At 54.8% G+C, this 11,944-nt stretch carries 13 protein-coding genes; 8 read left to right on the top strand and 5 right to left on the bottom strand.

Translation table 11 applies throughout. The features are described 5' to 3' along the window. Positions 1–241 precede the first annotated feature (241 nt). A complete protein-coding gene (locus OGV89_RS03870) occupies positions 242–730 on the bottom strand; it encodes an Rsd/AlgQ family anti-sigma factor (RefSeq protein ID WP_003033077.1) in 489 nt (162 codons plus the stop codon). 96 nt (positions 731–826) lie between these two features. Here OGV89_RS03870 and nudC point away from each other — a divergent pair, with 96 nt between their 5' ends. The 6 genes from nudC (at position 827) to OGV89_RS03840 (ending at position 5,192) form a co-directional block, all read left to right on the top strand. Further along, positions 827–1,600: an NAD(+) diphosphatase gene (gene nudC, locus OGV89_RS03865; protein ID WP_003033074.1), complete on the top strand. Its 774-nt coding sequence runs from the start codon at positions 827–829 to the stop codon at positions 1,598–1,600. Positions 1,601–1,650: 50 nt separating this feature from the next. Next, positions 1,651–2,715 carry a uroporphyrinogen decarboxylase gene (gene hemE / locus OGV89_RS03860; protein ID WP_003845324.1) on the top strand — a complete coding sequence of 355 codons (1,065 nt, stop codon included), beginning with the start codon at positions 1,651–1,653 and terminating at the stop codon, positions 2,713–2,715. A 9-nt stretch (positions 2,716–2,724) separates the two neighbouring features. After that, the gene (gene nfi / locus OGV89_RS03855; protein ID WP_003033072.1) at positions 2,725–3,405 is read left to right on the top strand and encodes a deoxyribonuclease V; all 681 of its coding nucleotides are present in this window, start codon (positions 2,725–2,727) and stop codon (positions 3,403–3,405) included. Positions 3,406–3,438: 33 nt separating this feature from the next. Continuing rightward, positions 3,439–4,029, top strand: a complete 591-nt coding sequence (locus OGV89_RS03850; RefSeq protein WP_003842015.1) for a YjaG family protein — start codon at positions 3,439–3,441, stop codon at positions 4,027–4,029. 186 nt (positions 4,030–4,215) lie between these two features. After that, positions 4,216–4,488: a nucleoid-associated protein HU-alpha gene (hupA, locus tag OGV89_RS03845; RefSeq protein WP_001044509.1), complete on the top strand. Its 273-nt coding sequence runs from the start codon at positions 4,216–4,218 to the stop codon at positions 4,486–4,488. 11 nt (positions 4,489–4,499) lie between these two features. Beyond that, entirely contained in the window at positions 4,500–5,192 is a 693-nt protein-coding gene (locus tag OGV89_RS03840) for a DUF1481 domain-containing protein (protein ID WP_003842011.1), read from the top strand. Positions 5,193–5,253: 61 nt separating this feature from the next. Here the strand turns inward: OGV89_RS03840 and zraP are convergent, their stop codons facing one another. Next, on the bottom strand, positions 5,254–5,697 hold the full coding sequence (gene zraP / locus OGV89_RS03835; protein WP_003842009.1) for a zinc resistance sensor/chaperone ZraP: 444 nt from the start codon (positions 5,695–5,697) through the stop codon (positions 5,254–5,256). Positions 5,698–5,715: 18 nt separating this feature from the next. Next, positions 5,716–5,904: a hypothetical protein gene (locus OGV89_RS03830; protein WP_152025446.1), complete on the bottom strand. Its 189-nt coding sequence runs from the start codon at positions 5,902–5,904 to the stop codon at positions 5,716–5,718. 57 nt (positions 5,905–5,961) lie between these two features. Between OGV89_RS03830 and zraS the strand changes: the two genes are divergently transcribed. Beyond that, positions 5,962–7,347, top strand: coding sequence for a two-component system sensor histidine kinase ZraS (gene zraS, locus OGV89_RS03825; protein WP_003845320.1), 1,386 nt, complete (start codon positions 5,962–5,964; stop codon positions 7,345–7,347). Between the two features lie 5 nt (positions 7,348–7,352). Further along, positions 7,353–8,678, top strand: coding sequence for a sigma-54-dependent response regulator transcription factor ZraR (gene zraR / locus OGV89_RS03820; RefSeq protein ID WP_003845319.1), 1,326 nt, complete (start codon positions 7,353–7,355; stop codon positions 8,676–8,678). Here the strand turns inward: zraR and purD are convergent. Next, entirely contained in the window at positions 8,675–9,964 is a 1,290-nt protein-coding gene (gene purD, locus OGV89_RS03815) for a phosphoribosylamine--glycine ligase (RefSeq protein ID WP_003033057.1), read from the bottom strand. The two genes, zraR and purD, sit on opposite strands and share 4 nt — an antisense overlap. Positions 9,965–9,979: 15 nt before the next feature. Then, complete coding sequence (purH, locus tag OGV89_RS03810) at positions 9,980–11,569, bottom strand: bifunctional phosphoribosylaminoimidazolecarboxamide formyltransferase/IMP cyclohydrolase (RefSeq protein ID WP_003845317.1); 1,590 nt, start codon at positions 11,567–11,569, stop codon at positions 9,980–9,982. Between the last annotated feature and the right edge of the window lie 375 nt (positions 11,570–11,944).

Genomic DNA, 11,944 nt, shown 5'->3' with positions numbered 1-11,944 from the left:
CTGATCAGGTTCCGCGGATCCCGAATTAACGGTCTCAGCCTTTTCCACGTCATCCTTCGCGCTGCCTCTTTGTTGGCTTCGTCCGCTCACTCCAGTCACTTACTTAGGTAAGCTCCTGGAGATTCACTGACTTGCCGCCTTGACGCATCACGAATGCTTTTGTGGAAAATAAGCACTCCGACAAGAAGTAACCTCTATCTTAGAGGTAATGAATGTAAACTACGCGTTAATGCGACAAATCTCAAGCAGGACGTTTGAGAGTGCCACTCTCGTGCATCGCATCAAATACCAGCATGATCAGCTTATCTTCGAGCACGAACCGGGCTTCCAGCGCTTCGCCGAGATCCGATAAAACCTTTTGAAACTCAAGGAAGTTATCATGATCAATCGCAGTTTCCAGGCTGGAGTCATAGTAGTCCATGATCAGCTGCGTATTAGCTTCCAGCAGCGGCCAAATTTTTGTGGCTTTTAAAAGCTGCCCGTTCCCTTCCAATTTATGGAGAATACGTTCATAAATACTGAAGTGTCCGGTGGAGAGGTAATCGACCAGGCTCTGACAAAAATCATCCAGCGCCTTTTCATTGAGTCGCATGTACGATTCTTTGCCAGGCTTAATGCCAACCAGATTGTAGTAAGCCACGAGCAGGTGCTTACGTACATGTAGCCAGCGATCAACCAGTTTATTACTTCCTCCGACGTGCTCCGTCAGGCTTTCCAGCTGGTTTAGCATGATTGACTCCGCAAGATGGTGTTTAGGAACTGCTCACCCGTAAATGTAAAAATAATGTAAACAACATGCCTGTGAAGCAAAGGTTGCGCAAGAGATATGGATCGTATAATTGAAAAATTAGATAGCGGCTGGTGGATTGTCAGTCATGAGCAAAAGTTATGGTTACCTCATGGCGAGCTACCTTATGGCGACGCAGCCCGTTTTGATCTGATTGGTCAGCGCGCGCTGCCAATAGGCGAGTGGGAAGGGGAAACTGTCTGGCTGGTGCAGCAGCAGCGTCGACACGATATGGGGTCGGTGCGCCAGGTCATTGACCAGGACGTTGGCCTGTTTCAACTGGCCGGACGAGGCGTACAGCTGGCAGAGTTTTACCGCTCGCATAAATTCTGCGGTTACTGCGGCCATCCCATGCACCCGAGTAAAACGGAGTGGGCGATGCTCTGTAGTCACTGCCGCGAACGTTATTACCCGCAAATTGCTCCCTGTATAATCGTCGCAATTCGCCGAGATGATTCCATCCTGCTCGCCCAACATGTTCGCCATCGCAACGGCGTGCATACCGTGCTGGCAGGTTTTGTCGAAGTAGGCGAGACCCTCGAGCAGGCGGTGGCGCGTGAAGTCATGGAAGAGAGCGGCATTAAGGTGAAAAACCTGCGTTATGTCACTTCTCAGCCGTGGCCGTTCCCACAGTCTTTGATGACCGCATTTATGGCGGAGTATGATAGCGGCGAAATCGTCATCGACCCGAAAGAGCTGCTGGAAGCGAACTGGTATCGCTATGACGATTTACCGCTCTTGCCCCCGCCGGGTACTGTCGCGCGTCGATTGATTGAAGATACTGTGGCAATGTGTCGGGCTGAGTACGAGTAAAGAGCGAGTGGTGATACACTGATGGACTGACGCAATAAGGAACTGCAAAAATGACCGAACTGAAGAACGATCGTTATCTGCGTGCGCTGCTGCGCCAGCCCGTTGATGTCACTCCGGTATGGATGATGCGCCAGGCAGGCCGTTATCTACCGGAATACAAAGCTACCCGTGCCGAAGCGGGCGATTTTATGGCGCTGTGCAAAAATGCCGAGCTGGCCTGCGAAGTCACGCTGCAGCCGCTGCGTCGCTATAAACTTGATGCCGCGATCCTCTTCTCCGATATCCTGACGATCCCGGATGCGATGGGACTCGGGCTGTATTTTGAAGCAGGAGAAGGTCCACGCTTCACCTCTCCGATTACCAGCAAGGCTGACGTCGACAAACTGCCGATCCCGGACCCGGAAGATGGGCTTGGATACGTGATGAACGCGGTGCGCACTATCCGCCGTGAACTGAAAGGCGAAGTGCCGCTGATCGGCTTCTCCGGTAGCCCGTGGACGCTGGCGACCTACATGGTTGAAGGCGGCAGCAGCAAAGCCTTCACCGTGATTAAAAAGATGATGTATGCCGACTCTAAAGCGCTGCATCTGCTGCTTGATAAGCTGGCGAAGAGCGTCACGCTGTACCTGAACGCGCAGATCAAAGCGGGCGCGCAGTCGGTGATGATTTTCGATACCTGGGGCGGTGTGCTGACCGGTCGCGACTATCAGCAGTTCTCCTTGTACTACATGCACAAAATCGTCGATGGCCTGCTACGCGAGAACGAAGGTCGTCGCGTACCTGTGACCCTGTTTACCAAAGGCGGTGGTCAGTGGCTGGAAGCGATGGCGGAAACCGGTTGTGATGCGTTAGGTCTCGACTGGACCACTGACATTGCCGATGCGCGTCGTCGTGTAGGTCATAAAGTGGCGCTACAGGGCAATATGGATCCGTCCATGCTGTATGCACCGCCAGCCCGCATCGAAGAAGAGGTGGCGACAATTCTGGCCGGATTCGGTCAGGGCGAAGGGCATGTCTTTAACCTGGGCCACGGCATTCATCAGGACGTCCCGCCAGAACATGCGGGTGTCTTTGTGGAGGCGGTACATCGGTTGTCCGAACAGTACCACCGCTAAGGAGTCATTATGGATCTCGCGTCATTACGCGCGCAGCAGCTTGAACTGGCCTCTTCATTGATCCGCGAGGATCGTCTGAAGAACGATCCGCCGGATCTGATCGGCGGGGCGGACGTTGGGTTTGAGCAGGGTGGCGAAGTGACGCGAGCCGCGATGGTCTTACTGAAGTATCCCACGCTTGAACTGGTTGAATACAAGGTGGCGCGTATCGCCACTACCATGCCTTACATTCCCGGTTTTCTCTCCTTTCGTGAAACCCCCGCGCTGATGGCCGCCTGGCAACTGCTCTCGCACAAGCCCGATCTGCTGTTCGTTGACGGGCACGGCATTTCGCACCCGCGCCGTCTGGGCGTGGCCAGCCATTTTGGCCTGCTGGTGGACGTCCCAACGATTGGTGTGGCGAAAAAACGGCTGTGTGGCAAGTTTGAACCGCTCGCTGCTGAACCCGGTGCGCTAGTGCCATTGCTGGATAAAGGCGAACAACTGGCATGGGTCTGGCGCAGCAAAGCGCGCTGTAACCCGTTGTTTATCTCTACGGGCCACCGCGTGAGTATGGACAGCGCACTGGCGTGGGTACAACGCTGTATGAACGGCTATCGTCTGCCGGAACCAACGCGCTGGGCAGATGCGGTGGCATCCGAACGCCCGGCTTTTACGCGGCTTGCAGCAAAAGCGCCCCATATCGGGTAAACTGCGGCTAATTTCCGTATTTGAGAACTCATCATGTTACAAAATCCGATTCACCTGCGTCTGGAGAAGCTGGAAAGCTGGCAGCACGTCACATTTATGGCCTGTCTGTGCGAACGCATGTACCCGAATTACGCCATGTTCTGCAAGCAAACTGAATTTGGCGATGGACAGATTTACCGCCGAATTCTGGATCTGATTTGGGAAGCGCTGACGGTTAAAGACGCGAAAATCAATTTCGACAGCCAGCTGGAAAAGTTTGAAGAGGCCATTCCTTCTGCAGACGATTACGATCTGTACGGCGTTTATCCGGCGATTGATGCCTGTGTGGCATTAAGCGAACTGATGCATTCACGTCTTAGCGGTGAAACGCTGGAGCATGCAATTGAAGTTAGTAAAGCTTCGATTACGACGGTAGCGATGCTGGAAATGACCCAGGCTGGTCGCGAAATGACCGATGAGGAGCTCAAAGAGAACCCTGCCGTTGAGCAAGAATGGGATATTCAGTGGGAAATTTTCCGACTTTTAGCCGACTGTGAAGAACGCGATATTGAGCTGATAAAAGGGCTGCGTGCAGACCTGCGCGAGGCTGGCGAGAGCAATATTGGTATAAATTTTCAGCAATGACACCACAAAACGTGATTTAACGCCTGATTTGTCGTGCCTGAAGGCTTCCCATCCGCCCCCGGTCTGGTCTACATTTGGGGGGCGAAAAAAAGTGGCTATCGGTGCGTGTATGCAGGAGAGTGCTTTTCTGGCATTTCCGTCGCACTCGATGCTTAGCAAGCGATAAACACATTGTAAGGATAACTTATGAACAAGACTCAACTGATTGATGTAATTGCAGACAAAGCAGAACTGTCTAAAACACAGGCTAAAGCTGCTCTGGAATCCACTCTGGCTGCTATTACTGAGTCTCTGAAAGAAGGCGATGCTGTACAACTGGTTGGTTTCGGTACCTTCAAAGTGAACCACCGTGCTGAGCGCACTGGCCGCAACCCGCAGACCGGTAAAGAAATCAAAATTGCCGCAGCTAACGTACCGGCATTTGTTTCTGGTAAAGCACTGAAAGACGCGGTTAAGTAATTCGCGTGGCAGTGAACAGTTTTAACGAAGGGGCGGTTTCGCCCCTTTTGTCCATCTGGCGTCATACGCTTTGGCTTTCAGGTGTTCTGTTACTGTCTGCCTGCGGTAGCCATTCTGAGCTTCCTCCGTTCACGGCCAGCGGCTATGTTGGCGATCAGGGGGCGGTACGCATTTGGCGTAAAGACTCCGGTGACGATGTTCACTTGCTCTCGGTATTTAGTCCGTGGCGAAAAGGCGAAACCACTACCAGTGAATACCGCTGGCAGGGTGATTCGCTCTCTCTCATAGAACTCAACGTTTACAGTAAACCGGCTGAACATGTCCGTATACGCTTCGATGACCGGGGCGAACTGAGCTTCATGCAGCGTGAAGTCGACGGGCAAAAGCAGCAGCTTTCCAGCGATCAAATCGCGCTTTACCGCTATCGCGCCGATCAAATTCGCCAGACCAGCGATGCGCTGCGTCAGGGACGGGTGATATTGCGTCAGGGACGTTGGCATGCGGATAACACGGTCACAACCTGTGAAGGTGAAACGCTGAAGCCAGACCTGGAGTCGTGGGCGATAAACCATATCGAGCGCCGCCAGAAACATTCATCCGTAGAGGTGAGTGTGGCATGGCTGGAAGCGCCCGAAGGGTCGCAGCTACTGCTAGTCGCCAATGAAGATTTTTGTCACTGGCAGCCTACAGCCAAAACTTTCTGAAAACCTGAAGACAGGTAGTCAGCAGGCCTGATCCGTATGGCGTCATCAGGCACTAAGTCTTTTACCAGTGACCCATTCCCATATGGCCGCCGCCGCGATGGTTACCGCCACCGCCGCATCCGCCGTAGCCCATTCCCGCGCCACGCGGCACGCCAGCCTGCGCCATTGCGACATCGCGTTTAACACGCTGCTCGTCCAGAGACTGATTCAACGCTTCCATCTCTTTTGCAACGGCATTAATTTTTGCCGTGTCCGGCGAACTGGCCGTTAATAGTGCATTGTACTCATAACGTTTGGATGTCAGCTGTTGGCGCAACGCGCTGGTCTGGGAGTAGTAATCATCATAGATTTTCTGCGCGGCAGCCTGCTGCTCAGCGGTCATTGGGGTACTGCCCCGTTGCTGCATTCCATCACCATATCCCCAGTGATTCTGCGCCAGTACCGGGGTGGAGCCCAGTGCGATAAGAGAAAGTGCAATCAGTGCCAGTTTGTTGTTCCGTTTCATCGTTCGTTCTCCTGTTGGTTAGCTTACATTCCCTTTTGCATCTTCCGTGCCAAAGCGGCAATCCCAGTCCTGCGGGCGTTGTACCCGCCGTCTTTGCAGGGAAACGAGTAAAAATGACTCGCAGGCGCGTTCTGGCGAGTCATTTTTATCCGGTACTTTCAGCTGTTTGTGTCTGAGGGCAGGGTTATCTGGGGGAAAAAATGGCATGATTTCTGCTGTATACCTGCAACGATGAAAGGAACAAGTGGGGTGAAGGGAGAGCGTATGCGTCTTTATAAGGATACGGTGGCAAAGTGGTTGAGCCGACTCTTGCTGGCGGCAATCCTGATTTTGGTCGGCTGGTTTTCGATTATGACTATTCGGGACTATGGGCGGGAAAGTGGCGCCGCGCGGCAAACGCTACTGGAAAAAGGCAGCGTGCTCATTCGCGCTCTGGAGTCTGGTACGCGTGTAGGCATGGGGATGCGCATGCATCATGCCCAGCAGCAGACGCTACTGGAGGAAATGGCCGTACAACCAGGCGTGCTATGGTTTGCCGTCGTCGATGAGCATGGTGTCATTATTACTCACAGCAATGCCGCGATGGTCGGAAAAACGCTCTATTCACCGGATGTCCTGCGACAGCTTAGTCCTGGGGAGCAAGAAAGCTGGCGGAATATTGAAATTCCAGCGAGGGATGGTGAAAAAACGCCGGCCCTGGAAATTTATCGCCAGTTTCAGCCGATGTATGGTCCAGGACGCCACGGCATGGCGCGCTGTGCCAGCAATGACGGGCAGCTTATCACCCCAGCGCAAACCATATTTATCGCCTTTGATGCCAGCGATCTCACCGCGACTCAGGCAAGAGAGTGGCGTAACACACTGATAGTCCTCTGTGCGCTGGCGGCTGTGTTGCTGGCCACCGTGCTGACGTTCTTCTGGTATCAGCGCTATCAGCGCTCGTACAAAGAACTTCAGGATGCGATGAAGCGTAAAGAAAAACTGTTAGCGCTCGGGCATCTTGCGGCTGGAGTGGCGCATGAAATTCGTAATCCGCTTTCATCGATCAAAGGTCTGGCGAAGTATTTTGCCGAGCGAACCCCGGCAGGAGGCGAGTCGCATGAGCTGGCACAGGTGATGGCGAAAGAGGCGGATCGTTTAAATCGGGTGGTGAGCGAGCTGCTGGAGCTGGTGAAGCCTGCACATCTGACGCTGCAACAGGTGGATCTCAATGAGGTTATCACCCACTCATTACACCTGGTGAGTCAGGATGCGGCAAGCAGGGAAATCCAGCTCCGCTTTTCGGCCAATTCTACGCTGCCCGCTATCCAGGCCGATCCTGACCGACTGACTCAGGTTTTGTTGAATCTGTATCTGAACGCCATTCATGCGATTGGTCGTCAGGGCACGATCACGGTTGAAGCGAATGAAAGCAGCGGCGATCGCGTTAAAATTGTGGTTACCGATAGCGGGAAGGGAATTGCAGCGGAACAGCTGGAGGCCATTTTTACGCCTTACTTTACAACCAAAGCTGACGGAACCGGCCTCGGGCTGGCGGTAGTGCAGAACATTATCGAACAGCATGGTGGCACCATTCAGGTGGCAAGCGTTGAGGGCAAAGGTGCGACCTTTACCCTTTGGCTGCCGACCAAAGCGAAACAACAGGATTAACAAGGATGACGCGCGGAAAAATCAATATTCTGGTAGTAGATGACGATATCAGCCACTGCACCATTTTACAGGCGCTGCTGCGCGGCTGGGGTTATGAGGTCGCGCTGGCCTATAGCGGGCGAGCGGCGCTGGAACAGGTGCGCGAACGCGTATTTGATTTAGTGCTGTGTGATGTACGCATGGCGGAGATGGACGGCATCGCAACGCTGAAAGAGATTAAAGCGCTGAATCCGGCGATTCCGGTCTTGATCATGACGGCGTTCTCCAGCGTAGAGACCGCCGTTGAGGCGCTTAAAACCGGGGCGCTGGACTACTTAATCAAGCCGCTGGATTTTGACCGTCTGCAGGAGACGCTGGAAAAGGCGCTGGCGCATACGCGGGAAATGGGCGCTGAACTGCCATCGGCGTCGGCTGCGCAGTTTGGCATGATTGGCAGCAGTCCGGCGATGCAGAAGTTGCTCAATGAAATCGCGATGGTTGCGCCCTCAGATGCGACAGTGCTCATTCACGGAGACTCCGGCACGGGGAAAGAGTTGGTGGCCCGGGCGCTGCATGCCAGCAGCGCCCGTCGCGATAAGCCGCTGGTGACGCTCAACTGCGCGGCGCTTAATGAATCGCTGCTGGAGTCCGAGCTGTTTGGTCACGAGAAAGGGGCGTTTACCGGGGCGGATAAACGCCGGGAAGGGCGCTTTGTGGAAGCCGATGGTGGCACGTTATTTCTTGATGAAATTGGCGATATCTCACCGCTGATGCAGGTGCGTTTGCTGCGGGCTATCCAGGAGCGAGAAGTGCAGCGAGTTGGTAGCAATCAGACCATTGCGGTTGATGTCCGGCTGATAGCCGCTACGCATCGCGATCTAGCAGAGGAAGTCAGCGCCGGGCGCTTTCGTCAGGATCTCTACTATCGTCTGAACGTCGTCACCATTGAAATGCCAGCGCTGTGCCAGCGCCGGGAAGATATTCCGCTGTTAGCCGAACATTTTTTCCAGCGTTTTGCCGCGCGTAACCGTAAAGCGGTGAAAGGCTTTACTCCGCAGGCGATGGATCTGCTGATCCACTACGACTGGCCGGGCAATATTCGTGAGCTGGAAAATGCGATTGAGCGCTCGGTGGTGCTGCTGACGGGGGAATATATTTCCGAACGTGAACTGCCGATGGCGATTGCCGCGACGCCGATAAAAACGGAATTCAGTGGCGAGATCCAACCGCTGGTGGATGTCGAAAAGGAGGTGATTCTGGCGGCGCTTGAAAAAACGGGCGGCAATAAAACGGAAGCCGCCCGTCAGTTAGGCATTACGCGTAAAACGCTGCTGGCGAAAATTTCGCGTTAGCGTTGCTCGCGTTCAATGGCACGCCAGCCGATGTCGTTACGGCTGAAGCTGCCATCCCAGCGGATGTCGGTCATCAGGGCGTAAGCGCGTTTCTGCGCTTCAGCCACGGTGTTGCCCAGCGCGGTGGCGCACAGCACGCGACCACCGTTGGTCAGCACGCGATCGTCTGCAGACAGTTTGGTGCCCGCGTGGAACACTTTACCGTCAGCGACGTCTTCCAGCGGCAGACCGTGGATCTCATCGCCGGTATTGTAATTACCCGGATAACCTCCGGCGGCAATGACCACACCCAGCGAGGCGCGTTCGTCCCACTCGGAGGTTTTCTCATCCAACTTGCCGTCACAGGCGGCGAGGCACAGCTCCACCAGATCGGACTTCATACGCAGCATGATCGGCTGGGTTTCCGGATCGCCGAAGCGGCAGTTGAACTCGATAACCTTCGGGTTGCCCTGTTTGTCGATCATCAGACCCGCATAAAGGAAACCGGTGTAGGTGTTACCTTCCGCCGCCATGCCTTTTACGGTTGGCCAGATGATGCGTTCCATGGTGCGCTGGTGGACTTCGTCAGTCACTACCGGAGCAGGGGAGTAGGCACCCATCCCGCCGGTGTTCGGGCCGGTGTCGCCATTGCCCACGCGCTTGTGGTCCTGGCTGGTGGCCATCGGCAGCACGTGCTCACCGTCGACCATGACAATAAAGCTCGCTTCTTCACCGTCGAGGAACTCTTCAATCACGATGCGGTGGCCCGCGTCGCCAAACGCGTTGCCGGCCAGCATGTCATGAACCGCGGCTTCGGCTTCCTCCAGCGTCATCGCCACGATAACGCCTTTCCCGGCAGCCAGGCCATCGGCTTTGATAACGATCGGCGCGCCTTTCTCGCGCAGGTAAGCCAGCGCAGGTTCGATTTCGGTGAAGTTCTGGTACTCCGCCGTTGGGATCTGGTGGCGCGCGAGGAAATCTTTGGTGAAGGCTTTGGAGCCTTCCAGCTGCGCGGCACCTTCGGTTGGGCCGAAGATTTTCAGACCGGCGGCGCGGAAGGCATCAACCACGCCAATCACCAGCGGCGCTTCCGGGCCAACGATGGTCAGATCGATCTTCTCGTTCTGGGCAAAGTCCAGCAGCGCCGGGATATCGGTTACGCCGATGGCCACGTTTTGCAGCGTGGGTTCCAGCGCGGTGCCCGCATTGCCCGGGGCGACAAATACTGTTTCGACTTTTGGCGACTGCGCCGCTTTCCACGCCAGGGCGTGCTCGCGCCCGCCGTTGCCAATCACTAATACTTTCATCGTCTGCTCCGTGGATTAATGGCGGAAGTGGCGCATATCGGTAAATACCATCGCAATGCCGTGTTCATTGGCGGCGGCAATCACTTCGTCATCGCGAATAGAACCACCCGGCTGGATCACGCAGGTCACACCGGCGGCAGCAGCGGCATCAATCCCGTCGCGGAACGGGAAGAAGGCGTCAGAGGCCATTGCAGAGCCTTTCACTTCCAGACCTTCGTCAGCCGCTTTAATCCCGGCGATTTTCGCGGAGTACACACGGCTCATCTGGCCTGCGCCTATGCCAATAGTCATGTTCTCTTTGGCATAAACAATGGCGTTGGATTTCACGAACTTCGCCACTTTCCAGCAGAACAGCGCATCGCGCAGTTCCTGCTCGGTCGGCTGGCGTTGGGTCACTACGCGCAGTTCAGCTTCGCTCACCATACCCAGGTCACGGTCCTGAACCAGCAGGCCGCCGTTCACGCGCTTGAAGTCCAGGCCCGGAACGCGCTGCGCCCATTGGCCGCAGACCAGCACGCGAACGTTCTGCTTGGCTGCGGTAATGTTCAGTGCTTCTTCGGTGGCGGATGGCGCGATGATCACTTCCACGAACTGGCGGGAGATAATCGCCTGCGCGGTTTCGGCATCCAGCTCGCGGTTAAAGGCGATGATGCCGCCGAACGCGGAGGTCGGGTCGGTTTTATACGCACGGTCGTAAGCGTCGAGAATAGAAGTGCTTACCGCCACGCCGCATGGGTTTGCGTGCTTAACGATAACGCATGCCGGTTCGCTGAACTCTTTCACGCACTCCAGCGCCGCATCGGTATCGGCGATGTTGTTGTAGGAAAGTGCTTTGCCCTGTACCTGCTGCGCGGTGGCAACGGAAGCTTCTTTAACATTCTCTTCTATATAGAAGGCTGCCTGCTGGTGGCTGTTCTCGCCGTAGCGCATATCCTGCTTCTTAATGAAGTTCAGGTTCAGCGTACGTGGGAAGCGACCGGCGGCTTCTTTGCTTTCACCGTGGTAAGCCGGAACCATGCTGCCGAAGTAGTTGGCGATCATGCTGTCGTAAGCGGCGGTGTGTTCGAAGGCTTTAATCGCGAGATCGAAACGGGTGTCGAGGGTCAGAGAACCGTCGTTGGCATCCATCTCTTTAATAATGGCGTCGTAGTCGCTGCTCTTCACAACGATAGCTACATCTTTATGGTTCTTGGCTGCGGAGCGCACCATGGTCGGGCCGCCAATATCAATGTTCTCTACCGCATCTTCCAGAGAACAGCCTTCGCGGGCGACGGTCTGGGCGAATGGATACAGGTTAACAACCACCATATCGATAGGCGCGATACCATGTTGTTCCATTATTCCGTCATCCTGACCGCGACGACCAAGAATGCCACCGTGGACCTTCGGATGCAGGGTCTTCACGCGTCCATCCATCATTTCCGGGAAGCCGGTGTAATCGGAAACTTCGGTCACTGGCAGACCTTTCTCCGCTAACAGGCGCGCAGTGCCACCTGTAGATAGCAGCTCCACACCACGTGCGGAAAGTGCCTGAGCGAATTCGATGATACCGGCCTTGTCAGAAACACTGAGCAGAGCGCGGCGGACTGGACGACGTTGTTGCATGGTAAATCCCCTGGATTTGACTATTACAGAGAGCGTTAGGTGAATTCTTGGCTAAAAACTCAGCTAACGCCCCTTACGGGGCATCCTTGTTGTGCGGGGGCATTGTAACGAAAACGTTTGCGCAACGCTCGCGAATTTTTAATTTTCGATTTTGACCTCTTCTTTTTCAGTTGAAAGAGGCTGATATAACGAGAGGATCGTAGAAACGATCGTGTGGTTTGTGGATAACTCTGTGCGTAAATGGGTATAAGGCGGGGTTTTGCTGTGGAATGCAGCAGTCAGTCATTTTTCTGCAATTTAAGGGTTGCGGGCCACAGGAAACTCCCTATAATGCGCCTCCATCGACACGGCGGATGTGAATCACTTCACACAAAC

Origin of the sequence: Citrobacter sp. Cf125, assembly GCF_030333935.1 — a bacterium.
Lineage (GTDB): Bacteria > Pseudomonadota > Gammaproteobacteria > Enterobacterales > Enterobacteriaceae > Citrobacter > Citrobacter freundii.
This window is presented reverse-complemented; position numbering and strand designations above follow the sequence as displayed.

Bases quoted from the DNA above. Each gene is read 5' to 3' on its own strand.
- OGV89_RS03870 (WP_003033077.1), bottom strand. From the start codon at position 730: ATGCTAAACCAGCTGGAAAGCCTGACGGAGCACGTCGGAGGAAGTAAT.
- nudC (WP_003033074.1), top strand. From the start codon at position 827: ATGGATCGTATAATTGAAAAATTAGATAGCGGCTGGTGGATTGTCAGT.
- hemE (WP_003845324.1), top strand. From the start codon at position 1,651: ATGACCGAACTGAAGAACGATCGTTATCTGCGTGCGCTGCTGCGCCAG.
- nfi (WP_003033072.1), top strand. From the start codon at position 2,725: ATGGATCTCGCGTCATTACGCGCGCAGCAGCTTGAACTGGCCTCTTCA.
- OGV89_RS03850 (WP_003842015.1), top strand. From the start codon at position 3,439: ATGTTACAAAATCCGATTCACCTGCGTCTGGAGAAGCTGGAAAGCTGG.
- hupA (WP_001044509.1), top strand. From the start codon at position 4,216: ATGAACAAGACTCAACTGATTGATGTAATTGCAGACAAAGCAGAACTG.
- zraP (WP_003842009.1), bottom strand. From the start codon at position 5,697: ATGAAACGGAACAACAAACTGGCACTGATTGCACTTTCTCTTATCGCA.
- OGV89_RS03830 (WP_152025446.1), bottom strand. From the start codon at position 5,904: ATGCCATTTTTTCCCCCAGATAACCCTGCCCTCAGACACAAACAGCTG.
- zraS (WP_003845320.1), top strand. From the start codon at position 5,962: ATGCGTCTTTATAAGGATACGGTGGCAAAGTGGTTGAGCCGACTCTTG.
- zraR (WP_003845319.1), top strand. From the start codon at position 7,353: ATGACGCGCGGAAAAATCAATATTCTGGTAGTAGATGACGATATCAGC.
- purD (WP_003033057.1), bottom strand. From the start codon at position 9,964: ATGAAAGTATTAGTGATTGGCAACGGCGGGCGCGAGCACGCCCTGGCG.
- purH (WP_003845317.1), bottom strand. From the start codon at position 11,569: ATGCAACAACGTCGTCCAGTCCGCCGCGCTCTGCTCAGTGTTTCTGAC.